Source organism: Mycolicibacterium arcueilense (assembly GCF_058536225.1).
In genome coordinates this window covers 1-26366 of record NZ_JBZTYL010000022.1, presented here as the reverse complement: position 1 = coordinate 26366, position 26366 = coordinate 1, and the positions used below count along the sequence as shown (strand labels likewise).

Here is a 26366-nt window from a genome sequence, read left to right as displayed (position 1 = left end):
TCAGAAGGACGGTCCCTTACTGCTCGCGTCAGGACGTGTGCGCGGCAAGGAGTACCGGGGCCGCCTCGGTGAGGGCTGCCAGCCTCGCCGCCTTGCGGTCGGCGTGCTCAATGGTGAGGCGTAATTGGTTAACGTCGCCCAGCCACCGGTTCTTTTGGGCCTCGACCACCTGGAGGCGAAGGTTGTCACGGATCTCATCGAGCCTTGCGGCCTGGGCCGGTTCAACCTCGCAGAAATCGCACCGGATGCAGGCATGTTCATGGGAACAGTCAGATCCATAGGGGCGGTGGCAATTGCCGAGCGCGATCCGGCGCTGGCCGAAGTGTTCGACGAACTCGTCCCATTCGGCTTGGGTGGGCTCACGGTATTCGGCCGATGGCCGTGCCTGTCTACGGTTGTCGATGAACCGGTCATATGCCTCGAAGACATCTTTCTGATACACCGCGGTGTAGCCGCGCGTGACTTCGATATTGTTGTGGCCCACCATCTTTGCGGCCAAATGGATCGGGAACCCGGCGTTGACGATGTCGGTGATGAAGATCCGGCGAAAGTCGTGTGGCGTGAAATGCAGCGAAGTACCGTCAGCGTCCTTCAAGGCCATGCTGTTGGCCAGCTCTGATAACCACTTTCGGACCGTGCACTGGTTGATTACCCGCGACCGTCCACCCTCTCGGATCTGGATCAGATGCGGCATCGGCGCCGACACCTGGCGTTCCTGTGTGTCGATTCGGCAGCACAGCGGAACGCGGCCATCGATGCTGACGAACTCGACCAGTCGCGCCAAGGTGGTGGTCAACTCCGGGCTGCAGGGAAATATCCGCTCCTGATCGGTCTTGCTCGGTGCGATCTGCAGGAGCGGTATCACGGTGCCATCGGGTTTGCGGTACTGCTTGATGCTCAGATGGGTCAGCTCCAGCATCTCTTCGATCCGGATACCGGTGTGGCGCAACACCTCGATGATCGTCCAGGTCATGAAGGCCCGTGTCACGGTGTAGTGGATGTCAACCCGCTTCTCCGATCCATCCTGCAGAACATGGATGCGCACTCGGTCGGCCCGCTTGCCCGGTGTGTGCTTGATGTAGGTGCTCCCGTGCACGGCGAACGGTTCACCGAACGGCGCTGTCGTCGCGACCGCTTGCAGCTCTGCTGCTTGCACGTACGCCCGCCGGGCTGCAGCGACGAGTGCATCGACGTGCGGGGTGAGGGTGCGGGTGCGGGCATGCATGCGGTGTGCCCGCTGGGCCCGGCGCTTCTGCTGGCCTCGGACGTCGCGGATGCTGACCGGGCATGAGACAGCCCAATGGGCCCACGTCGAGGGATCCTCGTGGGACCAGGCAGCCACGTCGAGGTAGAAGCTGCGGACCGCTCCCAGAATGCTCTCGGCGTGCCGGCGCGGAGTCCCATCCGGTTTGGTGCGCAACCACTCTTTCCAGGCGGATGCCTGGGCCTTCGTCAAACTGATTGTGTCGATGCCGGGGTTGGCGTCTTCGATCGGTTTCCAGAACAGCTTCACCAGGTTTCGGCTGGTTCCGTCCAGGCTGGCGTAGTCCTGACCGACGGCGATCTCGGCGAGGTAGGCGATCAACAGTCCTCGCACGCTGGGAGCTCGCACATTGAAGCGGTCGACCAGTTCGGTGGGACTGAGACGTTTGGCGATGAGGTAGTGCCGCAGGTCGTCGGCTTCACCGGCGAACAGTCCGCCGCGGCGTCCGTAGTGCCACATGGCGAGAAGATCCCCCGGCATCCTGCCGGTCGAGACGAGAAAGTCTCGGTAGGCCAACACATGCTGGCTGTGCAGCTCGGTGATTGGCAGCCCGTTGCAGATGCTGATACGTACCAGGTGGGTGGCGGTTCGCCATTTCTTCACTTCCGGTGCGCCCTCGTGCTCCGCGGCGGCGAAGTAGCGATCCCACGCCTTCGGTTCGTGCGTGGTCGTCCAGTCACGGTAGAACCGCGCCTGCTTGTTCTCGATCAACCAGTCATGGCCGGGACGAATGACCCCCAGCATTATGAGTGCGTTGATCGACAGCCTTGCCCCAAGCCGTGTATGCGATCCGGTTGATAAGGCTGGGCACCACGCCTTCGGCTGGCGATCGGAATCGCTGGCGATCCAACGGTCTTGATAACTGTCGCCGACAAAGCCATCCAGCCAGTCCAATAGGCGACTCAGCCAGAGCCGTGCACCGCTGCGGGCTACTGCCTCGCTGCGGTACTTCTCACTCATCCGTGCCATCACGAGCGGAAGTCCCGCAGTGATGATGCGTTCACGTTCGGCGCAGGTGACAGTGTTTCCGAACCACGGATGGTCCTCGGGCGTCGGGGACAGCGAAGGCAGTACTTCGACTGGATGGTTGGCAAACGCAGACGAACTCGCCAGCGACTGGGCACGCGTGAGCACCCGCGCCATCAGAATGCCCGACCGAAAAGAACTTGGAGATCTTCTGCCGCATAGCCTTTCGCCGGCGTGGGCTGCGGTGACGGGGGTCTATTCCAGTGCTGATCAAGTTTGTCGACGAGTTCGGCTACGGTGAGTCGCAGGTAGCGTGTGGTGCTGGCGATCGACGCGTGCCGCATCAGCTCCTGCATTTCCGCGATGGTCATGTTCTCGTCCTGGGCGAGACGCATGCAGAAGGTGTGCCGGAAGTCATGCATCGTGACGTTGGAGCCCAGCAGCGCGTTGCTGCGTTCAAGGATCTGTCGCATTGCCCAATAGCTCAGCGGCCGCGGTGTGCCGCGCAATGTCAGCCAGACTGGCTCTTCAGGCGGACCCACGGGGCGCTCAGCAAGGTACCGGGCGATCCAGAGATACGCAGTGGGACTGATACGGACCATGACACGACTTCCATTCCCGCCCTTGGGTATTACATCGGCGGTTTGGTCGGCGGCATGGAGCATCCCCCGCCGCATGCTGAGCAGTTCACTGGCGCGTAAACCAGAGGAGATCGCCGTAGCGACAATGGCACGGTCGCGGTTTGTTCTCAGCGATGCAAATACCTCCTCGTACAGGTCGTCGCTGAGCGCGCGCGGCGCACGTTCCACTAGCTTCTGCCGATAAGGCGCGCGCTTTTGGGGGCGCGGGTTATCGAAGTGCTGGCGGTGCACGTCGAGTCGAGTGAGATCGTCGCGCGATTTCGGTACCGGGTTGATGAGCGGCCCGAGATCCGACTCCAGGGCGAACTCGTAGAAGCCACTGAGCGACGACAGTCTGCGATTCATCGACGACCGCGCGTAGGAAGACTCCAGGTAGGCCTTGCCCGTCCGCTCGTTCACAGAACCTGGGGTCGGCCGATGAGTATCCGCACTCGATCCGCGGCGTCGTTGCGGGTTCGCGCGACACCGGTACCACCTCACCCAGTCCCGGACTTCGCCCCGCGTTGCCTGAGTCCACGAAACCTGCAGTGCGCCGAGGAAACGACTCCAGCTCAGTAGGTCGTACGCATAGGCGCGCAGCGTCGCAGGCGAGTTGTCGCACGCGAACAGGTCGGCCAACCACAGATTGACGTGGTTTACGCCGGCACCCGACTCGTCGACCAAACGCCACGGCAACGAGCCCGCATTGCCGCGAACGACCGCACCAAGCCTCGGGACATCGAGAACCTCCACAAGTCTCGGTTCGATCCCGTCATCCATCACAGCCCCTGGTCCGGAAGTTCAATCTGCGTGGAGACTAAACGCACCGGCCGACAAGTTGAGCCTGCACAGCCGCACCACGTGGATCATCCAACTGCAGTTAACCGCACCCTGGCGTACCTGGTCCGAGCCGACGGTTGGGATTACTCAGTGGAAGCCGCGAGGGCCGGAATGGCCCACGCCTACGTCTACGGTCACCGTCCCGTCACGCGCTATGACGCGATCGCGGCGGCCGAAAACGAAGCGCGACAAGCGCATCGCGGCCTGTGGGGCCCACCGTGCAACGGCGACACCGAATCGGTTCGGCGCTGAGCCTCAGCCCCCGGTGTGACCGCCGCCGGGTGCCGGCACCCACGGCAGGCCGGGGATCGTCGGATACGGGGCGGTCGGACTCCACGGTGCCTGCGTGGTGGTGGGCGCCTGCGTGGTGGTGGGCGCCTGCGTGGTGGTCGGCGGTTGTGTCGTGGTGGTGGGCGGAGCTTCCGTCGTCGTCGGCGGCGCTTCCGTGGTCGTCGGCGGTGGCGGCGTCTCGGCGGGCGGCGGGTTCTCCGTCACCGGCGGGGCCTCGGGGGCCGGCTGTTCCACCGTCTGCGTCACGGTGTGCGGGGCCGGCGCCTCCCGAGTGACGGTCTGCGGCGCCTGGTCATTATCCGGTTGGTCGACCGCCGTAGCAGGAGCCTGCTCATCCGGGGCTGCGGTGCTCGACGTGACCGCCTTGGAGGTGGACGCCGGACGGGTGGGCTCGTCACTCCCCATGATGCTCACCAACACCGCGACAACACCGACCAACACCGCCGCGGCGCCGGCACCCAGGAGGACCGGCGGCCGCCGATACCAGGGCATGGCTGCGATCTCGTCGCGTTCGGTCAGCTCCCGCTCACCGAACTCGAGTTGCGGTCGCGCCGTGGTCCGTCCTCCGCCCGCGGCGTCCAACCCGGTATCGAAGTCGGTCCCGTAGTCGTCGCCGTACTCCTCTGCCCGGTAGTCATCGATCGGCGCGACGTCGGGCACGTTCTCGGCATCGGACCAGGCCAGTGCCTGTGACGCGGCCGGAGGCTCGGGCGCCACCAGGGCCGCGGCCTGCGTCGGCGGGGCCGCGGCCATGGAGGCCGGGGCCATGGCCGTCTTCCCGTCCTCGACGGTGCCGCGCACCGCGATGAGGCCGCCACCGATGGCCGGGGTCAGCTCCGGCTGGGCCGCGGTGATGACCGGCAGGCGGAGATGTTCGGACAGCGTCGTCGTGATCGCCGGGATCCGGGCGCCCCCGCCCATGGACGCCACCGCCACGAGTTCTCCGGGGCGCAGCCCGGTGCGTTCTATCGCACCCTGCAGGACCGACATGAACTCGCGCAGAGGTTGGGCGATCACGTCGTCGAGTTCGTTGCGGTTCAGCCGCACGTCGCTGCGATGGCCCGGAAGTTCGGCGACCAGAGCGGTGACGGATTCGGTGGACAGGCGTTCCTTGGCCCGCCGGCATTCGGCGCGTAGACGACCGAGCGAGCCGATCGCGGAGGTGCTGGCCAGGTCGATCGTCCCGGCCGCAGACAGGTCGTTCACCACATGGGTGAGCAGTCCCTGGTCGATCAGGTCGCCGGACAGATCGGAATGTCGGATCGTCGGAGCGATCGGCTGAAAGCCGCGGTCGGCGTCGGCGAGGGTGATGCTGGTGCCACTGCCCCCGAAGTCACACACGGCGATCACACCCCGCGTCGGCACCCCGGGGTTGTCCTGCAGTGCGACCAACGACGCCTTCGCGTCGGGCACCAGAACCGGATCACCGAACCCGCCGAGGGCGGCCAGTTCGGCGCGCAGCGCCTCGACCTGGTTGGCCCGCCAATGGGCAGGATGGGTGACCACGATCGGATCGGCCGGCGGGCGTCCCCCGGTCAACGTGCGCAGCAGCGCCGCCAGGGCGTCTGCCAGCACGGTCTCGCCCCGGTGCGACGAGCCGTCGGGAGCCAGCATGCCGACCGGATCGCCCACCCGCTCGACGAAGTCGGTGAGGATCAGACCGCGTTCGTTCAGGTTGGGGTTCTCGCTGGGTACGCCAACTTCGGGAGCCCGGTGGCCGAAGAGCGTCAGCACCGGCGACCGCGTCACCGCGGCGCGGCCCACCACTACCGCTGTGAGGTTCGTCGATCCGATCGACAACCCGATCCCGTCAGCCATGTCACCCCGTTTCGAGAAGGACCCTATCCGGTATTCCATCTCGTTTGACGCGGCGAGCGTTACCTAGCGAATGGTGCCAAACCCAGGAATCAGAGGTAGATCCAGTGGAGTCACCCAGCCGGGCAAATGTTCATTCACCGCAGGCACGGCATTCAGCGCGCGCAGTCCGGTGGCCAGGCAGCCCGCGGCAGCGGCATCGCGACCGGAACCGTCGGTGAACCGGAACGCGGTCTCCTGGAAGATGCTCGGAGTGCCTTCGATGTCGACGCGGTAAACGTCGTTGTCGTTTCCGGATGGCCAGTCCGGTGCGGCGTCCAGGCCGATCCGGTTGACGTGTTCGAGCTGGATCCGCGTCTCGCCGCGGTATACACCGTTGATCGTGAACCGCACCGCGGCCACGTTGCCGGCCGGGATGATGCCCTTGGCGGACTTGCGTTCGTCGGGGGTGATCCACTTGTCCCACGTGGTGGTGATCTCGTCGAGTTCGATCCCCGCGGCGTGCGCGATCATCGGAACCGTTGCGCCCCAGGCGAAGATGAGGATGTCCGGGGTTTCGAGCAGGGCCCGGTGCTCAGGCGGTTTGCCGATGCCCATCTCGAATTCGTAGTCGCCCGTGTAGTTGGTGTAGTCGAGCAGTTCCGAGGCCCGCACCTGGCGCACCTCCGAGCACAGGCCCATCAGGGTCATCGGGAACAGGTCGTTGGCGAAGCCGGGGTCGATTCCGGTGGTGAAGCACGACGCCCCGCCTGCCTCGCACGCCTCGGTGATGGGCTCGATCCAGTTGGGCGGGTTGAGGTGCATCTTGGGCCACACCCACGGGGTCATCGCGGTGGAGCAGACGTCGATACCGGCCCGCAGGAACCGGGTGATGACGTCGATGTTGACGTCCGCGTGGGCCGCCGTGGGACCGTAATGGACCAGCGCATCGGGCTTCAGCGCGATCAGCGCGGCGATGTCGTCGGTGGCGGTGACGCCGATCGGAGCGCCCAGACCACAGATCTCGCCGACGTCGCGGCCCACCTTCTCCGGATTGCTGACACCGACGCCGACCAGCTCGAACAGCGGATGCCGCATGATCTCGGCGATCACCATGCTGCCCACAAACCCGGTGCCCCAGACCACAACTCGTTTCGTCACGGCGTTCACCTTAGGTGTACTAGGTACCTCCCCGTGGCGGATCCGGCCAGCCCGTCGCCAGATGTTCGCGCGGTGATACCGGTCACACCGGGCATCGATATCGCGCGGCCGCATGTCCTTAGTAATCGATCGGTTTCGCACAGCTTCGAACTCAGGACGAAAGGGACTCCGATGAGCACAAACACACTGGCCGGACGACGCGCACTGGTGACCGGCGGATCCCGCGGAATCGGCGCAGGAATCGTGCGACGGCTCGCCGCCGACGGCGCCGCGGTGGCCTTCACCTACGGGGCCTCAGCCGCCGAGGCCGACAAACTGGTCGGCGAGTTGAGCGCCGACGGCGCGAAGGTCGTCGCGATCCAGGCTGACAGCGCCGATCCGGCGCAGGTGTCCAGCGCCGTCGAAGAGGCGGTGGGCGCGCTCGGCGGATTGGACGTATTGGTCAACAACGCCGGAACGGCGTACCTGGCCCCGATCGACGACTTCCCGCAGGAGCAGTTCGACCGGCTGGTCGCCATCAACATCGGCGGGGTGTACTCGGCCATCCGCAGCGCGGTCAGCCATCTCGGTGAGGGATCCCGGATCATCAACATCGGCAGCATCAACGCCGACCGGGTACCCACCGGTGGGACCGCCGTGTACGCCATGACCAAGGGGGCGGTGTCCTCCCTGACCCGCGCCCTGGCCCGCGATCTGGGGCCTCGCGGTATCACCGTCAACAACGTGCAGCCAGGGCCGATCGCCACCGACTTGAACCCTGACGAAGGCGAATTCGCCGATGCCGTACGGCAGACCACCGCGCTGGGACGCTACGGGCATACCCGCGACATCGCGGCCGTGGTGAGTTTCCTGGCCGGCCCGGAGTCGGGCTACGTCACCGGGGCGAACTGGAACGTGGACGGCGGCTTCACCGCCTGATCGCTCACAGGTTGATCGGGTCGGGCCGTTGCGGCTTCTTGGACGTGTCCTTCAGTGTGGACTTGAATTGCATTGCGCGGTAAGGCCATCCGGTGTCGGTGCGCCACTGCGAGACCACCAGCCCGACACCGCCGGTGATGCCGAAGCGCGAGCCCGGCAGCAGGTAGCCGCCGTACAGCTGGGCAACCTTGCTGTTCGCCTGGTCCTCGGCATCCCACGACGATCCGGTGATCGGTGTCTGAATCGGGGTGGTGTAAATGTTGGCCACCGGCGAGGACACCACCCGGTAGCCCAACGCATATGAGGACGCGAGGAATCCGCCGAGGACCCATCGGCCGGGGGCGGTGCGGCGGAAGCTCAGCTCACCCCAGTGCTCGTCGGGTGGGGTGATCGGAGTGGCCTGGGTTCCCCACTGCCAGCGCCCGTTGACGAACCCCCAACTGGAATACTGCGACCGCCGGCCGATCTGGTCGGGCCGCACCCGCATCAGGATGATGCCCTTGTCGCGCTGAAATCCGGTCGCCACCACGTACACCCAACCGTCGTGGGGGTCGTAGTCCCAGGACCAGCATTGCGCGTGACCGTCGTGCAGATCTGCCGGGAACTTCGCCTGCTCCCCCATATGGGTCCAGGACACCCCGCTGTCGTCGGAGCGCCAGATCTCGGTCCAGATGACCGTGCCGAAGCCATGGTTGACGATCGCGTGCAGGTACAGCGAGTCGCCGACGCGCAGTAGATCCGACGGGATCACGGTGCTGATGCCGCCGCGCCGCCAACCGGACGCCTCGTCGTCGTGGAGGTAATCCCACAGTTGCCGCGCATAGGCGGGGTCGGGCCCGCCGGCGTATTCGTAGACGATCTCGTGGTTGGCGTCGCCGGTGCCGATCAGCACCACCGGTGAACGCCAGTCGCCCTGCCCGACGCGGCTGCCGGAGAACGTGTCACCGAACACCGACACCAACTTGCCGTTGGGGGCGATGATCGACGCGCCGAGATCGGTGGCGGTGACCCCGAACCGGTCGGTGCGTCCCGGCCCGGTGATGTCGACGACCTTGCCGTCGATCAACGGGACGGCACCGCTCACATGCACAAGCGCAGGCCCCAGGTCTGACAATTCAGCGGATAGGTGTCGACCGGAATCTGCAGCGGCCGATCGTATTTCAAGGTGAACGGAAAGGTGTGGATCGCCGGCGCCAACGTGCCGCCACACGCCTCGTTGTTCGCAACGCTGCGGGTGCCGGTGAGTGCGATGTCGTCGAATTTGTAGGTCTCGTTGGTCGGCGCCCAACTGCCATCCGAGCACTCGATGCCCTCGAGCACCGCGGTCGAATAGACCCACTGTCCGCCCGTCAGCCGGGCATCGCCGCCCTTGGTGCCGCGGGTGGTTTCCACGTGCAGTCGGCACGCCACCGCCAACTCCAGCGGCTCACGCAGATCTCCGACCGTCGGGACGCAGGACGGCCAGACCGACCAGGACTCGTGCGCGAGGCCCTCCTGCGTGTAGTTGTAGATGCCCTGCATGAGCGGCTCGGCCTGTGCAGGAGCTGCAACCCCCAGGCTGAGTCCGATTCCCAGGGCCGACATCAGGGCGGTCGCGGCCGCCGTGCGCTTGAAGGTCACAATGGGTGAGTATCGCAGTCTTCATCAGCGTCGTCACCGGTATGGGCCCATACGCGTCAATCTGGACCCGCCTGACGGCCCCAGCGGGTGAGCGCAGTGGCGGATCGCCCGCGGTGATCCTGGAGAAATCGTGACCACACGACCAGCGGTGAAAGCGTTGGCAGCAGTCCTGGTGTTCGTGCTGGCTGCCTGTTCGACGGCGTGTTCCACCGGCAGCCGGGTGGACCTCGGCGACGAATCGGCGGGCAATCTCATCGCGGCCATCGCGGGAGAACCCGATCAACTCGACCCGCACCGCACCAGTGCCTACTTCTCGTTCGAGGTGCTGGAGAACGTGTTCGACACGCTGGTCGAGCCGGACGAGAACCTGCAGATGCGTCCCGCGCTGGCCCGGTCCTGGGATGTCAGCGACGACCAACTGGTCTGGACCTTTCACCTGCGCGACGGCGTCCGCTGGCACGACGGCACCCCGCTGACGGCCGACGACGTGGTGTATTCGTACCGGCGCATCATCGACGAGCAGCTGACCAACGTCGACAAATTCAGTGCCGTCAGCGGTGTCACCGCGCTCGATCCCGCGACCGTCCGGATCACGGTCCGCCGGCCCACGCCGAATCTGCTGACCAATCTCGGCGGGTTCAAGGGCATGGCGATCGTGCAGCGGGCCAACGTCGAGAGCGGCCAGATCGCGACCCATCCGGTCGGCACCGGTCCGTTCTCGTTCGCCGGACGCCGCAGCGGTGACTCCATCACTCTGAAGGCCAACCCGCACTACTGGGGCGGCCCTCCCCCGATTTCAGGGGTGACGTTCCGGTTCATCTCCGAGCCGACGACGGCCTTGTCGGCGCTGCAGGCCGGCGAGGTCGACTGGACGGATTCGGTACCGCCACAGCGCGTCGCCCAGCTGCGTGACGACGATTCGCTGACACTGGCCGTCACACCGGGCAACGACTACTGGTACCTCGCACTCAACGAGGCCCGCGCACCGTGGAATGACCCGCGGGTGCGGCAGGCCATCGCGTACGGCATCGACCGCGACGCGATCGCCACGGCCACCAGTTATCGCACTGCCGAGACCAATCAACTGGCGATCCCGCAGGGCAGCCCGTGGTTCACCGATTACCACCGCTATCGCTACTCCGTCGAAGAAGCGCGAAAGCTCCTCACCGAAGCCGGCGCCGCACCGCACAACCTGGACATGCTGGTGACCAGTGAGTACCCCGAGACGGTGACGGCGGCCCAGATCATCGCCGACAACCTTGCACCCCTTGGCATCACGGTGAACATTCGCACCGTGGACTTCGCCACCTGGCTCGATGAACAGAACACCGGACACTTCGACATGTTGATGATGGGCTGGCTCGGAAATATCGACCCGGATGACTTCTACTACGCCCAGCACCACACGAACGGCACCAGCAATGCCCAGAAGTTCTCCGATCCCGAGGTCGACCACCTGTTGGACGCCGGCCGCACCGAAACCGATGTCGCCAAACGAAAAGACCTCTATGCCAAGGCCGCAACCCGGATCGCCGATGAGGCCAGCTACATCTACCTGTACAACCCGTCGGTGATCCAGGCCTGGGCCAACAACCTGTCGGGGTATCAGGTGCGCCGCGACGGCGCCGTCCGGTTCCGCACTGCCGACCTGGATCAAGGTGAAACCCGGTGAATCTGACAGCTTTCAACAAGGCCCGTGCCGACCACCCGATCGCGGAGTTCCTGGCCCGACGGCTGCTGTACTCGGCGGTGGTGCTCATCGGCGTGCTGATCGTGGTATTTGCCTTGGTCCATCTGGTGCCCGGCGATCCGGTCCGGATCGCGCTCGGCACCCGCTACACCCCGCAGGCCTACGACGCGCTGCGGGCCGCCAGCGGTATGGACCGGCCCATCGTCGAGCAGTTCTTCTCCTATCTCGGCTCGGCGCTGACCGGCGACCTCGGCGTCAGTTTCCGCGACGGTGACCCGGTCACGCTGACCCTGCTCGACCGGCTGCCGGCCACGTTGTCCCTCGGCGTGGTCGGGATCCTCATCGCGTTGGTGATCGCGCTGCCCGCCGGGATCTTCTCGGCGCTGCGGGAAGGTCGGCTCAGCGACGGAATCGTGCGGGTCGCCAGCCAATTCGGCGTGTCGGTCCCGGATTTCTGGTTGGGCATCCTGCTGATCGGGCTCTTCGCCTCGACGCTGGGCTGGTTGCCCACCTCGGGATACCGCCCGCTGCTTGCGGATCCGGGCGGCTGGCTGCGCCACATCATCCTGCCCGGACTGACCGTGGGCCTGGTGGCCGGCGCGATCATGACCCGGTATGTGCGCTCGGCGGTGCTGGAGGTCGCGGCCATGGGCTATGTCCGAACCGCACGGTCGAAGGGTTTGCCCCCGCCGGTGGTCACGTTCCGTCACATTGTGCGCAACGCGCTGCTGCCGGTGTTGACCATCACCGGAATCCAGTTGGCCACGATCCTGGGTGGGGTGATCGTGGTCGAAGTCGTGTTCGCCTGGCCGGGTTTGGGTCGACTGGTGTTCAATTCGGTTGCCGCCCGGGATTATCCGGTGATCCAGGGGGCGGTCCTGTTGATCGCGGTGCTGTTCCTGCTGATCAACCTGCTGGTGGATGTGCTGTATGCGATCGTCGACCCGAGGATCCGGCTGTCATGACAGAAACTCAGGATTCCCGCGTCGCCTCGTGGCGACTATTGCTGTCCAATCCGGTGACGGCGATCAGCGCCGCGGTACTGCTCGCCGTGCTGATCGTCGCCGTCTCCGCCTCGTGGATCGCGCCGTACGGGATCAACGACATCGACGTGCCCAGCGCGCTGCAGGGCCCCGGCACCGCACACTGGTTCGGCACCGATGAACTCGGCCGCGATGTGTTCTCGCGGGTACTGGTGGCGATCGCGGCGTCGCTTCGGGTGGCGGTGGTCTCGGTGACGCTGGCCGCGGTGATCGGCGTACTGATCGGTGTCCTCGCCGGTTACCGCGGGGGCTGGATCGACACCGTGGTCATGCGCATCGTCGATGTGATGTTCGCGTTTCCGGTGTTGCTGCTCGCCCTGGCGATCGTGGCGGTTCTCGGCCCCGGCATCACCACCACCATGCTGGCCATCGGGATCGTCTACATTCCGATCTTCGCCCGCGTGGCCCGGGCGTCGGCGCTGGGCGTGCGGGTGGAACCGTTCGTCGCGGTGTCGCGGAGTATGGGTACCGGAGACGGCTACATCCTGATTCGGCACATCCTGCCGAATATCGCCGGGCCGTTGATCGTTCAACTGTCGTTGTCGCTGGCGTTCGCAATCCTGGCCGAGGCCGCACTGTCGTTCCTGGGGCTGGGTATCCAGCCACCGCAGCCCTCGCTGGGCCGGATGATCTTCGACGCCCAGGGATTCGTCACCCTGGCCTGGTGGATGGCGGTGTTCCCGGGTGCGGCGATCTTCGTGATGGTGTTGGCGTTCAACCTGTTCGGTGATGGTCTCCGAGATGTCCTCGACCCCAAGCAACGAACGTCCATCGAGGCGAGAAGGGCGGGTCGACGATGACCTCACCGGTACTGGAAGTCAGCGACCTCCGGGTCGCGATCGGCCGCCGCGAGATCGTGCGGGGTGTGTCGTTCGACGTGCACCGTGAGCAGACCGTCGGCATCGTCGGAGAATCCGGGTCCGGCAAGTCGATGACGGTGCTGGCTGCCACCGGTCTGTTGGACGCACCGGGCGCGGTGGTCGCCGGGAGCAGCACGCTGACCGGTGGCACCCAATTGGTCGGGGCGTCGGCCCGGGCCCTGCGGGCGGTGCACGGAAGCCGGATCGGATTCGTCTTCCAGGATCCCGGAACGTCGCTGAACCCCCTGCTGACTCTGGAACGTCAGATCACCGAAACCCTTGAGACACATCGCAAGATGACCCGCCGTCAGTCCCGTGTCCGCGCCGGCGAGCTGCTCGATGCCGTCGGACTCCCCCAGGACCGGCTCGATGCCTACCCGCATCAACTGTCCGGCGGGCAACGACAGCGGGTGATGATCGCGATCGCGCTGGCTTGCGATCCGGAACTGCTCATCGCTGACGAACCCACCACCGCCCTCGATGTGACCACCCAGGCCCAGATCATCGAGCTGGTCGCGGACCTGCAGCGGGATTTCGGCACCGCGGTGGTGTGGATCAGCCACGACCTCGGGGTGATCGGTCAGGTGGCCGATGAGGTGACGGTGCTGCGTGACGGCGAAGCCGTCGAGCAGGCGCCGATCCTCGATGTCTTCGATCATCCGCAGCACGCCTACACCCGTGAGTTGCTGGCGGCCCGCCCCCTGGTGGACGGCCCCGGGCCCGAACCGGCTGACGTCGATACACCGGTTCTGTTGCAGACCAAGGGACTTGAGGTGCGCTACGGCGCGGTGCAGGCGGTCAAGGACGTGTCGTTCGAGATCCGACGGGCGACGACGCTGGGCATCGTGGGCGAATCAGGGTCGGGCAAGTCGACGGTAGCAGCCGCCCTGACCGGACTGGCGGCACCGTCGGCGGGCACGGCGACACTGGCCGGCGACGACGTCTTCGCCGGCGGGCATGAGTTGCGCCGACGGATCAGCCTGGTCTTCCAGGACCCGTTCGCCTCACTCGATCCACGGGCCCGGGTGAGCTCGGCGATCGGTGAGCCGCTGCGGGTGCACCGGCTGGCGGCAGGACGGCGTGCCCGCGCCGCGCGGGTGGCAGAACTCCTCGAACTCGTTGGATTACCAACGGATTTCGCATCTCGCTATCCGCACGAGCTCTCCGGTGGTCAGCGGCAGCGGGTCAGTATCGCCCGTGCGCTGGCCACCGAGCCGGATCTGTTGATCCTCGACGAGTCCACCGCGTCGCTGGATGTGTCGGTGCAGTCACGGGTGCTCGACCTGCTGTCCGAGCTGCAGCGTGAGCTGGGTCTGACCTATCTGTTCATCGCGCACGACCTGGCGGTGGTGCACCGCATGTGCCACGACGTGCTGGTGATGCGGGCCGGCGAGGTGGTCGAGTACGGCCCGGCCGCCGAGTTGTTCAGGGCGCCGCAGCACTCCTACACCCGGACCCTGCTGGCCGCGGTTCCGCCGGCCAGGCCGCGTGAGAAGGTGTGAGCCATGACTGCTCTGGATGGAAAGGTCGCGCTCGTCACCGGTGCCTCATCGGGACTCGGCGCGGCAGTGGCCCAGTTGTTCGCCGCGCGCGGCGCGAAGGTGTTCGGGGTGGCCCGCGACGCCGAACGGATGGCCACGGTGTTCGAGGATGTGCCCGGAGGCGCGTACGCCTCGGTGGACATCTCCTCCTCGGAAGCCTGCCGGGACGCGGTGGCCCAGTGCGTCGAGAAGTTCGGCCGTCTCGACGCACTGATCAACGTCGCGGGATTCCACCAGATGCGCCACACGGTGTCGGTAACCGACGAGGACTGGGACAAGGATCTCGCGGTGAACCTGAACGGCCCGTTCTTCCTGTGCCGGGCGGCACTTCCACATCTGCTGGAGGCCGGCGGCAACATCGTCAACGTCGCGTCGATCGCGGGCATCGAGGGTGAGGTGTACTCGGCGGGGTACTGCGCCGCCAAGCACGGTCTCGTCGGACTCACCCGCGCCCTGGCCATCGAGTTCACCTCGGAGCGCCTCCGCGTCAACGCGGTGTGCCCGGGCGGCATGCTCACTCCACAGACCACCGAGTTCGCCGCCCCGGAGGACGCCGACTGGAATCTCATCATGAGGATCGCTGCGCCCCGCGGAATGATGGACGTGGCCGATGTCGCCAAGACCATCGCGTTCCTGGCCAGTGACGACGCAGCCGCCGTGCACGGTGCGGTCTACATCGTCGATGCCGGCAAGACAGCGGGATGAGCAGGTAAGGCTCCTAGCCTCCCGGCACCACCAGGACCGGCCGGTACGTGCGCTGCAGCGTCGCTGCAGCCACGCTGCCCAACAGAACCTTCTTCAGCGCGGACCGTCCGCGCGAGCCCACCACCACGACGCTTGCCCGTTGGTCTTCGGCAAAGGCCACGAGCGCATCGGCGGTGGCGCCGGCGCCTGATCCGCGGAACCTGGGCACGCGGTGCCCGGGTTGGGCGGTAGCCACGTCGACCGCGCCACCGTCGTCCACCCCGACCGAGACCACCTCGCGGTCGGGGAACAGCGCGCCGGCGGTGGCCAGCGCCCGGTCGGAACCCTTCGAACCGTCGACTCCCACCACGACCGGCCCGTCGGCCACCGCCTCGTATTCGGCCGAGATCATGTTCTGCGACACCACGAGCACCGCGCGGGGTGCGTGGTGGACCACCAGATCCGAGACGCTGCCCAGCTTCGAGTCGCTCGCGCCTGCGCCGCGGGCACCGACGATCAGCACGTCGGGCTCGAGTTGTTCGGCCACCTGCGCCAGCCCGAGGCCCTCTCCCGCCCAGGTCCGCTTGACCAACGCCTCGGGATTCCAGCCGGCGGCCCGGGCGAGGATCGCGCCGGTGTCGACCAGTCGCGCAGCCTCACCCTCGCTTTCACTGTCGACGAGATCGATCAGCTCGTCGACATTGCGTGCCGAGTGCCGCAGCCGGGCCCGCAGCCCCTTGCTGCCGAACGGTGGCGTGCACAGATAGACGACCACCGCATCGGCTGCCGGGAACAGCGCAGCACCGCTGTTGATCGCCGAGTTGGCCGCCAGCGACCCGTCATACCCGAGCACTACCTTCATGTGGGTCCCCTTGCTCCGTTCGTGCGGTCCGGTTCGTGCCTCCGATCCCAGACTAGAGGGCGGTGGGAGTACCCATCGGGTTTGCACACCGACCGAAAAGCAGGTAGCCGACTACGCTATCGGCCGCTCTGGTTACGCGCGCAAGCTCAGCTCATGGATGCCACCGTGAACGGCCTGGCCCACCTCAGGGCGCCCGTCGCTGTCGCCTCCGACGTCACCCCCCGCGACGCCGGGGCCGAACTTCGGGATCAGACCTTCAAGCGCTGGGTGCTCAGTGCGGCCGTGGTCGGCGCCGGTGGCGGCGGGATAGTCGGCGCCTTCCTGGCCTTCGCTGCTCCCATCGTGTTGAGCCCGGCCGACACCCAACACCTGCTGATGCGCGGCGGCACCGTGCTGGTCGTATTCCTGGCCGTCGCGGTCCCGGTGATGATGCGGGTCCGGCGCCACCGGTTCGCCGCAGGCACCGCCTGGCTCAGTGAGGGCCGTGCGCCCACCCCGAAGGAGCAGCGGATGACACTGGGTGCCTCCGGGGAGGCGGTGCGGTTGTCGGCGGCGGTGTGGGGTGTCGGCGCGGTGATCTTCGGGTCGCTGGCGCTCAGTCAGCAGGTGTCCACCGCGGTGTACATCTTCAGTGTCGTGGCGCTGGGCGGTATCTCGACGAGCGCGGTCTGGTATCTGATCGTCGAGCGGGTCATGCGGCCGGTCTCGGCCCGTGCCCTCGACGGCTCCACCCCGGACCGACGGTTCGGCCCGACGATCGGGCGCAGGCTGATGATGGCCTGGCTGCTGGCGACCGGGGTTCCGTTGTTCGGCGTGGCGGTGTTGGCGGTGGGCTATCTGGCCGACGTCGGTTTCCGCGCCCAACGCACCTTCGCGGCGATCCTGATCCTGGTGGCAGTGGCGATCGTGGTTGGGCTGTTCGCGATCCTGATCGCCATCCGGTCGGTCACCGAGCGGGTCACCGCGCTGCGCCGGGCTCTGGCCCAGGTGCAGGCCGGTGATTTCGGTGCGCGGGTCGAGGTCGACGACGCCAGCGAGATCGGGCGCCTGCAAGCCGGTTTCAACACGATGACGGCGGGCCTGGCCGAACGCGAGCGCATCCGTCATACCTTCGGCACCTATGTGGATCGCGATGTGGCCGAACACATTCTGTGCGCCGCCGGATCGGTGGAAGCCCAGGAGGTGGACGTCACGCTGATGTTCGTCGACGTCCGCGGATTCACCACGCTTGCCGAGCAGTTGCAGCCCACCGAGGTGGTCACGACGCTCAACCGGCTGTTCGAGCGAATCGTCCCGATCGTGCACGATCACGGCGGCCACGTGGACAAGTACGCGGGCGACGGACTGATGGCCGTCTTCGGCGCGCCCCGGCACCAGGACCGCCACGCGGACGACGCCCTGGGCGCGGCGCTGCAGATCGCCGCCGCCGTGCACGACGAGTTCAGCGGCACGCTGTCGGTGGGCGTGGGACTGAACTCCGGGCCGGTGGTGGCCGGAAATGTCGGTGGCGCAGGACGTTTGGAGTTCTCCGTGATCGGCGACGCGGTGAACATCGCCTCCCGGGTGGAGACCGCGACCCGCCAGACCGGTGACACCGTGCTGCTCACCGGGGCCACGTTGAGTCAACTCACCAGGGACCAAGGTCATTTCGAGGCCCGCCCCGGGTTGGCGCTCAAGGGCAAGACCAACCCGGTGGCCGTGTACGCCCCGACGTGTCAGCGCTCGCCGTACTCCAGGGGCGGCTCTGACGAATCGACGTGGCCGTAGCTGCTGATGGTGAGCCCGTCGGGCCCGACCTCGTAGCGGGCACCGTCAGCGGGATTGGTTGCCACGAAACCGTTTCCGGAGCGCTCGGCCGTGGGGATCTGGAGATTGGCGCCGTCACTGAGCCGCTCACCGCGGTAGGAGAAGGAATCGGGACCGCTCTGGCAGATGACCGCCAGTGACGACGCGGTCCGGATCACGGCGGCCGGGGTGGTCCCCTCGACGCAGCGCGCGGTGTGATCGATGAAGCCCTGCTCGTCGGTGCCGCTGACGTCGGCTGTCGCCGAGCCGGCCTTCGTGGTGGTCGTCGTCGGCGACTCGGACGTGGTGTTCGGTGGGGTCGGCGCGGTCAGCGTCTCATGCGTCGAGGAGCTGTCGCCGCCGCCGGCAAGCACTGCGGCCAGCACCGCGGCGATCCCGAACAACCCCACAGACGCCACGATCAAGCTCAGCTGAGTCCGGCTGAACCGCGGCCTGCGGGCCGGAGCCTGCGGCGCTTGCGGTGCGGGCGGCGCCGGCGGGTACGGCGTGAAGCCGGTGTGATCCGGGTTCGGGTAGATCGACGAGAACTCCCGGGTGCCCGGCGGGTGCGACTGTGTCGCTGCCGGAGATGGCGGTGTCGGTGACGGTAGCGGTGGTGGCGCGGGAGCCGGAGTGGGCGGTACCGGTGGTGGCGGAGGTGGCGGAGGTGCCGTCGAGGGACCGGACGTCGTGGCAACTCGGGCAGCCTTGGCCAGTTCGCCGGCACTGGAATAGCGGTCGACAGCGTCCTTGGCCATGCCTTTGGCGACGATTTCGTCGAATGCCCGCGGGATGCCGCGACGCATGATGCTGGGTCGGGGCGCCGGGGAGAACATGTGGGCGCTCATCAGCTGGCGCAGATCACCGGCCTCGTACGGCGGCCGGCCGATCATCATCTCGTAGAGCAGGCAGGTCAGCGCATAAACATCGGCGGCCGGTCCGACCGGGCCTCCGGAGAACCTCTCGGGCGCCATGTAGGCGCTCGACCCGATCAGCACGCCCGTCATGGTGACGCTGGCCTCACCCCCGACGTGGGCGATGCCGAAATCCACCAGATAGGCGAAGTCGTCCGGGGTGAGCAGTACGTTCTCCGGCTTGATGTCGCGGTGCACCAGGCCGTCGGCGTGCGCGGCGTCCAGCGCGGCAGCCACCTGGGTGACGATGGCAGTGGCCCGTTCCGGGGTGAGCGGGCCGCCCGACCGCAGCAGTTCCTTGACGCTGGCGCCCTCGACCAGGCGCATGTCGATGTACAGGACGCCGTCGATCTCGCCGAAATCGTGTACCGGGATGACGTGGGGTTCCTGCAGCCGGGCCGCCACGCGGGACTCACGCCGGAACCGCTCCTGAAAGCTCGCGTCGGCGGCGATCTCGGTGCGCAGCAGCTTGACCGCCACCATGCGTTCCTTGACCGTGTCGTAGGCGCGGTACACCTCACCCATGCCACCGACACCGATCAGCGATTTCAGCTCGTAGGGTCCGAACCGGGTGCCGAGGCGCGAGGCACCAGGGGGCGGGGTCATTGCGCGATCCTTTCCGGTTGCACCATGCCCCTCGGAGTGGGGCGGGCAGCGGTCGTCTCGGTGACGAGGATAGTTCGACCGCGGCCCGGCCCGCCGCCAGCGGTGTCCGGACGCGTCAGCCGAACGACGAGTGCGGGGCCCCCATACCCGGGTCGATCTTCACCGGTCCCGAAGCCGACGGCGCGACCGGGAAATCGAAGATGGCAGTCGGGATGTACACCGTCGCACAGGCATTCGGGATATCGACGACACCGGACAGCCGCCCCTCAATGGGTGCTGCACCCAACAGCAGGTACGCCTGCTCGGGGCTGTAACCGAATTTCGTCAGATATTCGATCGCGTGCAGGCAGGCCCGCTGATAGGACAGGTGCGAGTCCAGGTAGCGCTGCTCACCGTCGAGGGTGACCGAGGTGCCGGAGAACGCGATCCATTCGGAGTACTGCGGATCGGTGTTACCCGGCATGAATATGGCGTTCTCGCTCACCCCGTAGGTCTCCATGCCGCCGGGGATCACGTCGACGCGCAGGTCGATGAAGCCGCCCATCTCGATGGCACCGCAGAAGGTGATCTCGCCGTCGCCCTGCGAGAAATGCAGGTCACCCACCGAGAGGTTCGCCCCGTCGACGTACACCGGATAGAACACCCGGCTGCCCTTGGTGAGGTTTTTGATGTCCTGGTTGCCGCCGTTCTCGCGCGGCGGTGCGGTGCGGGCAGCCTCGGCGGCTGCTTTGGTGAAGGCGTCCCCGGTCAGCCCGCCCAGAATCGCGTCGCGCGGTTCCGGCGGCAGGGCGAGCGGCGGCACCCGGTCGGGGTCCGTCGCGATCAGTGCGGCCTCGCGGGTGTTCCACTTGCCGAGCAGCCCGGTCGAGGGCGCGGTGCCCATCAACCCGGGATGCACGATGCCGGTGAACTCCACGTGCGGCACGTGGCGTGACGTGGCCTTCTGGCCGGAGAAGTCCCAGATCGCCTTATAGGCGTCCGGGAACTGATCGGTCAGGAACCCGCCACCGTTGAGCTTGGGAAAGATACCCGTGTAGCCCCAGCCCTGGCCGGCCAGCGGCCCGGAGTCCTCCTGCGGGATCGGACCGACATCGAGGATGTCGACGATCAGCAGGTCGCCGGGCTTGGCGCCCTCCACCGCGATCGGGCCGGAGAGCACATGCACCGTGGTCAGCGGGGCGTTGAGGATGTCGTCGGCCGAATCGTCGTTGACGATCGCGCCGTCGAACCACTCGCGACAGTGAACCCGGAAAGAGTCGCCCTGTTTGACCGTCACCGCGGCCGGGATGTCGGGGTGCCACCGGTTGTGGCCCAGCTTCTCCTGATCGGTGAACTTCTTGGTCGAGTCGAGCGGGAATACGACTTCAGGCATTGATCCTCCTTCGAAGACTTCAGGGACGGGGCAACTTCTGGTGAAGCGGGTTGGTGGTCACTGACTGTCGCCGACCGGCCGGTGGCGATCCGGTCACCAACGCCGGACGATCGGCCGTGGCGCGGGTTGCGTCCTGAAGCGCCATGGCGCTCGAGCCACCGCGGCCCAGGTTCGGCGCGGCGATGGTCCGGCGCGCAGGCCCCCGGCAGTCGGGGCAGTCGATCGCGTCCGGACGGGCACTCATCGAGTACATCTTCTTGGTCACGCCGCAACCGGACGCACACCGAAATTCGTAGAGAACCAACAGGTTTCCTTAACGTTGCCGGGACCTGCTCTGTCGACAAACGTCACACTACCGACGAACGCCGGTATTGGCGCGCCACTTTGGCAATAGAGCCCCAAAGTTTGGACCTTTTAACGTTCGCGGCGGACTTGTCCGACTTCCGGTGTTGCGTGGCGGCCGGACCCATCCGCTGCGGTAGCTTCACGCAGACACGTCTGGTAATCCGGACGGCACATCAGGAGGGCCCCGGTGAATGAACTGAAACCGTTCTCGCCCTCGATCGACTGGAGCAACGAGCTACTGCACTCGCTGTGGTGGCTGGTCCAGGCCTGGACCATCACCGCGGTCTGCACCCTGGCGGTACTGACCCTGCTCGCCCGGTTCACCACCTGGGGGCGGCAGTTCTGGACCGTCACCGGCGCCTACTTCACCGGACGCCACAGCATCAAGCCCTGGCTGATCCTGGCCGCGATGTTGCTGTCGGTGATCATCGGCGTGCGTTTGTCGGTGCTGTTCAGCTATCAGGGCAACGACCTGTTCACCTCGGCCCAGGTCGCCGTCGAAGGTTTGGCCACCGGCAACGACGAGGTCAGGGACTCCGGGATCCGCGGCTTCTGGGTCGCGCTGGCGACGTTCATGGGGCTGGCCGCGATTCTGGTCACGCGGGTTCTGATCGACCTCTTCATGACGCAGCGCTTCATGCTGGCCTGGCGTGCGTGGCTGACCGACCGGCTCACCGGCGACTGGCTCGACGGCCGCGCCTACTACCGGTCCCGGTTCATCGACCAGACCATCGACAACCCGGATCAGCGCATCCAGTCCGACATCGACGTATTCACCGCGTTGTCCGGCCCGCAGCCCAACACCCCGCACCAGACCAGCAACGGCACACTGCCGTTCGGCGCCATCTCGTCGATCGTCTCGGTCATCTCGTTCACCTCGATCCTGTGGAACCTCTCCGGCGACCTCTCGTTGTTCGGGGTCGAGATTCCGCGGGCGATGTTCTGGTCGGTGTTCGTCTATGTCGCGTTCGCCACCGTGGTCGCCTTCGCTCTCGGCCGACCGTTGATCCGGCTGTCGTTCAACAACGAGAAGTTCAATGCCGCATTCCGTTACGCGCTGGTGCGCCTGCGCGACGCCGCCGAATCGGTGGCGCTGTACCGCGGGGAGAGGGCCGAGCGGTCACAACTGCGCGAACGCTTCGCGGCCGTCGTCACCAACTACAAGCACTTCATCAACCGGACCATGGCCTTCACCGGGTGGAACCTGTCGATGAACCACATCATCATTCCGCTGCCGTGGATGCTGCAGGCTCCGCGATTGTTCACCGGCCAGATCCAGCTCGGCACGGTCAACCAGTCGGTGGCCGCGTTCGGCGCCATCCAGGACGCGTTGTCGTTCTTCCGCAATTCCTATGACACCTTCGCGGGTTACCGCGCGTCGATCATCCGCCTGCACGGGTTGGTCACCGCCGACAAGCAGAGCCGCGAGTTGCCCAAGCTGGACGTCGCAGGGCTTGCCACCGACACCGACAGCCTGGTCGAGCTGGACGACGTCGAGGTGCGGAACCCGGCGGGCGAGCAGCTGATCGACGATCTGACCCTGTCGCTGGCCGCCGGCGAGGCGATGATCATCACCGGCAAGTCGGGCACCGGCAAGACCACACTGCTGCGCAGCATCGCCCAGCTGTGGCCGTACGCCTCCGGGGCGGTGCGGTGTCCTCAGGGTGACAACGAGACGCTGTATCTGTCGCAGGTGCCCTACATCCCGTTGGGTGATCTGCGGACCGTGGTGTCCTATCCGCAGCAACCCGGGGCGCTGCCCGATTCGGCGCTGCGCGATGCCCTGCTCGCGGTCGCGCTGCCGCGCTACGTCGACCGGCTCGACGAGGACGCCGACTGGGCCAAGGTGCTCTCCCCCGGCGAACAGCAACGGGTCGCATTCGCCCGGGTGCTGCTGACCAAACCCAAGGTGGCGTTCCTCGACGAGGCGACCTCGGCGCTCGACGAGCCGCTGGAGTTCATGATCTACAGCCTGGTCCGCCGCGAACTACCCGACACCGTGCTGGTCAGCGTCACCCACCGCTCCACGGTCCACCGCCACCACAACACCCACCTGGAACTGCTCGGCGAGGGAAGGTGGCGGCTGGGCCCAGTCGACGAGGCCGAACCAGTCGGCGTATAGCGCCTGGTGACGAAAGCTGGCCGCCTGTCGCCGTAGCGCGTCTGGTAAGACGGTGGGAACGACACCGCGTAGTAAGGTAAGCCTTCACACAATGCCCGACCGCTGCATCGTGTCCTCCCCACCGACCACCAAGGGTTCCTGATGGCCGATTCCAGAGCTCCCCACACGGGGATTGCTCGATGGATCCGTCGACTCGCCGTTCCGGTGATTGTCGGCTGGATCGCCCTCCTGGCGTTTCTGAGCGTGACCGTCCCGCCGCTCGAGGTGGTCGGTCAGATGCGCTCGGTGTCGATGAGCCCCGAAGAGGCACCGTCGGTGATCGCGATGAAGCGCGTCGGCAAGGTGTTCGACGAGTTTCATTCCGACAGCTCGGCGATGATCGTGCTGGAGGCCCAGGGGGACAACAAGCTCAACGACGACGCGCACCGGTTCTACAACGACATGGTCGACCGGCTCGAGGCCGACAAGAAGCACGTCGAGCACGTCCAGGATTTCTGGGGCGACCCGCTCACCGAGGCCGGCGCCCAGAGCAATGACGGCAAGGCCGCCTACGTCCAGGTCTATATGGCCGGCAACATGGGTGAGTTGTTGGCCAACGAATCGGTGGAGGCCGTCCAGAAGCTGATCGCGGAGCTGTCCCCGCCGCCGGGGCTGAAGGTGTACGTCACCGGACCCACCGCCCTGGCAGCCGATCAGCAGATCTCCGGCGATCGCAGCGTCAAGATCATCGAAGGCGTCACCTTCCTCGTCATCATCACGATGCTGCTGCTGGTGTACCGGTCCATCATCACGGTGCTCCTGGTGCTGGTGATGGTGGTGATCGAGCTGTCCGTGGCCCGCGGCTTCGTCGCATTCCTCGGCTATCACAACCTGATCGGCCTCTCGACGTTCGCGACACAGCTTTTGGTCACGCTCGCGATCGCCGCGGCCACCGATTACGCGATCTTCCTGATCGGGCGATATCAGGAGGCCCGCAGCGTCGGCGAGGACCGAGAACAGGCGTACTACACGATGTTCCACGGCACTGCGCACGTGGTCCTCGGCTCCGGTATGACGATCGCCGGCGCGACGTTGTGTCTGCATTTCACCCGGCTGCCCTACTTCCAGACCCTGGGCATTCCGATGGCTGTCGGCATGACCGTCACGGTGCTGGCTGCATTGAGCCTGGGGCCGGCGGTGATCACGGTGGCCAGCCGGTTCGGCAAGGTGCTCGAACCCAAACGCGCCATGCGCATCCGCTTCTGGCGGCGGCTGGGCGCCTTCGTGGTCCGCTGGCCGGGTCCGGTGCTGCTGGGCACCATCCTGCTGTCGCTGGTCGGTCTGCTGACCCTGCCGGGGTACCGCACCAACTACAACGACCGCAACTATCTGCCGACCGATCTGCCCGCGCAGGAGGGTTACGCCGCGGCCGACCGGCACTTCTCGGCGGCCAAGATGAACCCCGAGCTACTGCTCATCGAAACCGACCACGACATCCGCAATTCCGCGGACTTCCTCGTGATCGACCGGATCGCCAAGAAGATCTTCGAGGTGCCCGGGGTCGGGAGCGTGCAGGCCATCACCCGACCGCAGGGTGAACCGCTGGAATTCAGCACCATTCCCGCTCAGATGAGCATGGGTGGGGTCATGCAGACCATGAACCGCAAGTACCTGACCGACCGCGCCGACGACATGTTGCTGCAGGCCGACGAGATGCAGAAGACCATCAACACGATGGATCAGATGATCGCGTTGATGCAGGAGATGAGCGGCATCACGCACAACATGGTCGGCAAGATGGACCAGATGGTCGTCGACGTCAAGGAACTCCGGGACCATATCTCCGATTTCGACGACTTCCTGCGGCCACTGCGCAACTACCTGTACTGGGAACCGCACTGCTACAACATCCCGGTCTGCTGGTCGATGCGTTCGGTGTTCGACGGCCTCGACGGTGTCGACGCCTTGACCGACAGCATCCAGGAACTGATGCCCGACATGCATCGCCTCGACGAACTGATGCCGCAGATGGCCACCATGATGCAACCGCAGATCGAGACCATGCGGACGATGAAGACGATGATGCTGACCATGTACCAGACCCAGAAGGGTCTGCAGGATCAGATGGCGGCGATGTCGGAGAACCAGACCGCCATGGGCACGGCCTTCAACGACGCCAAGAACGACGACACCTTCTATCTGCCGCCCGAGATCTTCAACAACGCCGACTTCAAACGCGGCATGAAGAGCTTCATCTCCCCCGACGGAAAAGCGGTGCGCTTCATCATCTCTCACGAGGGTGACCCGCTGACGCCGGAAGGCATCAAGCTGATCGACGGGATCAAGCTGGCCGCCAAGGAGGCCATGAAGAACACGCCGTTCGAGGGTTCCAAGATCTACATGGGCGGTACGGCGTCGGCCTTCAAGGACATGCAGGAAGGCAACAACTACGACCTGATCATCGCCGGCATCTCGGCCCTGTGCCTGATCTTCATCATCATGCTGATCATCACGCGCAGCCTGATCGCCGCCGCGGTGATCGTCGGCACCGTGCTGATATCGCTGGGAACCTCGTTCGGATTGTCAATCCTGGTGTGGCAACACCTGATCGGCATCGAACTGCACTTCATGGTGATGGCGATGGCGGTGATCGTGCTGTTGGCCGTCGGCGCCGACTACAACCTGCTGTTGGTGGCGCGACTCAAAGAGGAGCTGCCCGCGGGCATCAACACCGGCATCATCCGGGCCATGGGCGGCAGCGGTTCGGTGGTGACCGCGGCGGGGCTGGTGTTCGCGTTCACGATGATGTCGATGGTGGTCAGCGAGATGATCGTGGTCGCCCAGGTCGGCTCGACGATCGGGTTGGGTCTGCTGTTCGACACCCTGGTGATCCGGTCCTTCATGACACCGTCGATCGCGGCACTGATGGGCCGCTGGTTCTGGTGGCCGCAGCTGGTGCGTCAGCGCCCGGCGCGCGGCGTCGTGGCGCGCGCGATGGAGCGGTCGAACACCTAGAGCACGCGTAGTCGTCGTTGCGGCGGATTGCAGTCACTATGTGGCTGTTGCATTTTCTGTGCGGCTGATGATTC

21 protein-coding genes are annotated in these 26366 nt (G+C 66.1%); 11 read left to right on the top strand and 10 right to left on the bottom strand.

All coding sequences use genetic code 11. The annotated features are described in order from the left end of the window. Nucleotides 1-28 precede the first annotated feature (28 nt). Complete coding sequence (locus AC4LGL_RS21170; protein WP_099962892.1) at nucleotides 29-2008, bottom strand: tyrosine-type recombinase/integrase; 1980 nt, start codon at nucleotides 2006-2008, stop codon at nucleotides 29-31. Nucleotides 2009-2406: 398 nt separating this feature from the next. After that, nucleotides 2407-3630, bottom strand: coding sequence for a tyrosine-type recombinase/integrase (locus tag AC4LGL_RS21165; RefSeq protein WP_067771209.1), 1224 nt, complete (start codon nucleotides 3628-3630; stop codon nucleotides 2407-2409). A 30-nt stretch (nucleotides 3631-3660) separates the two neighbouring features. Between AC4LGL_RS21165 and AC4LGL_RS21160 the strand changes: the two genes are divergently transcribed. After that, nucleotides 3661-3942 (top strand): thermonuclease family protein, encoded by a 282-nt coding sequence (locus AC4LGL_RS21160; protein WP_491840494.1) that lies wholly within the window; start codon nucleotides 3661-3663, stop codon nucleotides 3940-3942. A gap of 3 nt (nucleotides 3943-3945) precedes the next feature. Here AC4LGL_RS21160 and AC4LGL_RS21155 read toward each other — a convergent pair whose 3' ends face one another. Together AC4LGL_RS21155 and AC4LGL_RS21150 are read right to left on the bottom strand one after the other, a co-directional pair. Continuing rightward, the gene (locus AC4LGL_RS21155) at nucleotides 3946-5799 is read right to left on the bottom strand and encodes an Hsp70 family protein (RefSeq protein ID WP_491840493.1); all 1854 of its coding nucleotides are present in this window, start codon (nucleotides 5797-5799) and stop codon (nucleotides 3946-3948) included. A gap of 63 nt (nucleotides 5800-5862) precedes the next feature. Beyond that, nucleotides 5863-6936, bottom strand: coding sequence for an NAD(P)H-dependent amine dehydrogenase family protein (locus AC4LGL_RS21150; RefSeq protein ID WP_491840492.1), 1074 nt, complete (start codon nucleotides 6934-6936; stop codon nucleotides 5863-5865). A 171-nt stretch (nucleotides 6937-7107) separates the two neighbouring features. On the opposite strand from AC4LGL_RS21150, the gene AC4LGL_RS21145 reads away from it, so the two are divergent. After that, the gene (locus AC4LGL_RS21145; protein ID WP_491840491.1) at nucleotides 7108-7854 is read left to right on the top strand and encodes an SDR family oxidoreductase; all 747 of its coding nucleotides are present in this window, start codon (nucleotides 7108-7110) and stop codon (nucleotides 7852-7854) included. A 4-nt stretch (nucleotides 7855-7858) separates the two neighbouring features. Here AC4LGL_RS21145 and AC4LGL_RS21140 read toward each other — a convergent pair whose 3' ends face one another. Beyond that, the gene (locus AC4LGL_RS21140; RefSeq protein WP_491840490.1) at nucleotides 7859-8938 is read right to left on the bottom strand and encodes a glycoside hydrolase family 183 protein; all 1080 of its coding nucleotides are present in this window, start codon (nucleotides 8936-8938) and stop codon (nucleotides 7859-7861) included. Next, the gene (locus AC4LGL_RS21135; protein WP_491840489.1) at nucleotides 8935-9474 is read right to left on the bottom strand and encodes a hypothetical protein; all 540 of its coding nucleotides are present in this window, start codon (nucleotides 9472-9474) and stop codon (nucleotides 8935-8937) included. Before AC4LGL_RS21135 ends, AC4LGL_RS21140 begins: the two co-directional genes overlap by 4 nt. A 5-nt stretch (nucleotides 9475-9479) precedes the next feature. Here AC4LGL_RS21135 and AC4LGL_RS21130 point away from each other — a divergent pair, with 5 nt between their 5' ends. Genes AC4LGL_RS21130 through AC4LGL_RS21105 form a run of 6 tightly spaced genes read left to right on the top strand, consistent with a single transcriptional unit; the run spans nucleotide 9480 to nucleotide 15313 of the window. Then, nucleotides 9480-9608, top strand: coding sequence for a hypothetical protein (locus AC4LGL_RS21130; RefSeq protein WP_491840488.1), 129 nt, complete (start codon nucleotides 9480-9482; stop codon nucleotides 9606-9608). A gap of 14 nt (nucleotides 9609-9622) precedes the next feature. Continuing rightward, nucleotides 9623-11146: an ABC transporter substrate-binding protein gene (locus tag AC4LGL_RS21125; RefSeq protein WP_491840754.1), complete on the top strand. Its 1524-nt coding sequence runs from the start codon at nucleotides 9623-9625 to the stop codon at nucleotides 11144-11146. Beyond that, the gene (locus AC4LGL_RS21120; RefSeq protein ID WP_491840487.1) at nucleotides 11143-12129 is read left to right on the top strand and encodes an ABC transporter permease; all 987 of its coding nucleotides are present in this window, start codon (nucleotides 11143-11145) and stop codon (nucleotides 12127-12129) included. Before AC4LGL_RS21125 ends, AC4LGL_RS21120 begins: the two co-directional genes overlap by 4 nt. Beyond that, complete coding sequence (locus AC4LGL_RS21115) at nucleotides 12126-13007, top strand: ABC transporter permease (RefSeq protein WP_491840486.1); 882 nt, start codon at nucleotides 12126-12128, stop codon at nucleotides 13005-13007. Before AC4LGL_RS21120 ends, AC4LGL_RS21115 begins: the two co-directional genes overlap by 4 nt. Further along, nucleotides 13004-14569: a dipeptide ABC transporter ATP-binding protein gene (locus AC4LGL_RS21110; protein WP_491840485.1), complete on the top strand. Its 1566-nt coding sequence runs from the start codon at nucleotides 13004-13006 to the stop codon at nucleotides 14567-14569. Before AC4LGL_RS21115 ends, AC4LGL_RS21110 begins: the two co-directional genes overlap by 4 nt. A gap of 3 nt (nucleotides 14570-14572) precedes the next feature. Then, nucleotides 14573-15313: an SDR family NAD(P)-dependent oxidoreductase gene (locus AC4LGL_RS21105; RefSeq protein WP_055115276.1), complete on the top strand. Its 741-nt coding sequence runs from the start codon at nucleotides 14573-14575 to the stop codon at nucleotides 15311-15313. Nucleotides 15314-15326: 13 nt separating this feature from the next. Here the strand turns inward: AC4LGL_RS21105 and AC4LGL_RS21100 are convergent, their stop codons facing one another. Further along, complete coding sequence (locus tag AC4LGL_RS21100; protein WP_491840484.1) at nucleotides 15327-16154, bottom strand: universal stress protein; 828 nt, start codon at nucleotides 16152-16154, stop codon at nucleotides 15327-15329. A 153-nt stretch (nucleotides 16155-16307) separates the two neighbouring features. Between AC4LGL_RS21100 and AC4LGL_RS21095 the strand changes: the two genes are divergently transcribed. Continuing rightward, nucleotides 16308-17921: an adenylate/guanylate cyclase domain-containing protein gene (locus tag AC4LGL_RS21095; RefSeq protein ID WP_491840483.1), complete on the top strand. Its 1614-nt coding sequence runs from the start codon at nucleotides 16308-16310 to the stop codon at nucleotides 17919-17921. Here AC4LGL_RS21095 and AC4LGL_RS21090 read toward each other — a convergent pair. The 3 genes from AC4LGL_RS21090 to AC4LGL_RS21080 form a co-directional block, all read right to left on the bottom strand. Next, on the bottom strand, nucleotides 17870-19459 hold the full coding sequence (locus tag AC4LGL_RS21090; RefSeq protein WP_491840482.1) for a serine/threonine-protein kinase: 1590 nt from the start codon (nucleotides 19457-19459) through the stop codon (nucleotides 17870-17872). The genes AC4LGL_RS21095 and AC4LGL_RS21090 overlap by 52 nt on opposite strands. A gap of 115 nt (nucleotides 19460-19574) precedes the next feature. Further along, on the bottom strand, nucleotides 19575-20831 hold the full coding sequence (fmdA, locus tag AC4LGL_RS21085) for a formamidase (protein WP_055115280.1): 1257 nt from the start codon (nucleotides 20829-20831) through the stop codon (nucleotides 19575-19577). Between the two features lie 19 nt (nucleotides 20832-20850). Beyond that, nucleotides 20851-21096 (bottom strand): zinc ribbon domain-containing protein, encoded by a 246-nt coding sequence (locus tag AC4LGL_RS21080; protein ID WP_491840481.1) that lies wholly within the window; start codon nucleotides 21094-21096, stop codon nucleotides 20851-20853. A 267-nt stretch (nucleotides 21097-21363) separates the two neighbouring features. Between AC4LGL_RS21080 and AC4LGL_RS21075 the strand changes: the two genes are divergently transcribed. Both AC4LGL_RS21075 and AC4LGL_RS21070 read left to right on the top strand, forming a co-directional pair. After that, nucleotides 21364-23298 (top strand): ABC transporter ATP-binding protein/permease, encoded by a 1935-nt coding sequence (locus AC4LGL_RS21075; RefSeq protein ID WP_491840480.1) that lies wholly within the window; start codon nucleotides 21364-21366, stop codon nucleotides 23296-23298. 141 nt (nucleotides 23299-23439) lie between these two features. After that, nucleotides 23440-26292, top strand: coding sequence for an MMPL/RND family transporter (locus AC4LGL_RS21070; protein WP_491840479.1), 2853 nt, complete (start codon nucleotides 23440-23442; stop codon nucleotides 26290-26292). The last annotated feature ends 74 nt before the right edge of the window (nucleotides 26293-26366 follow it).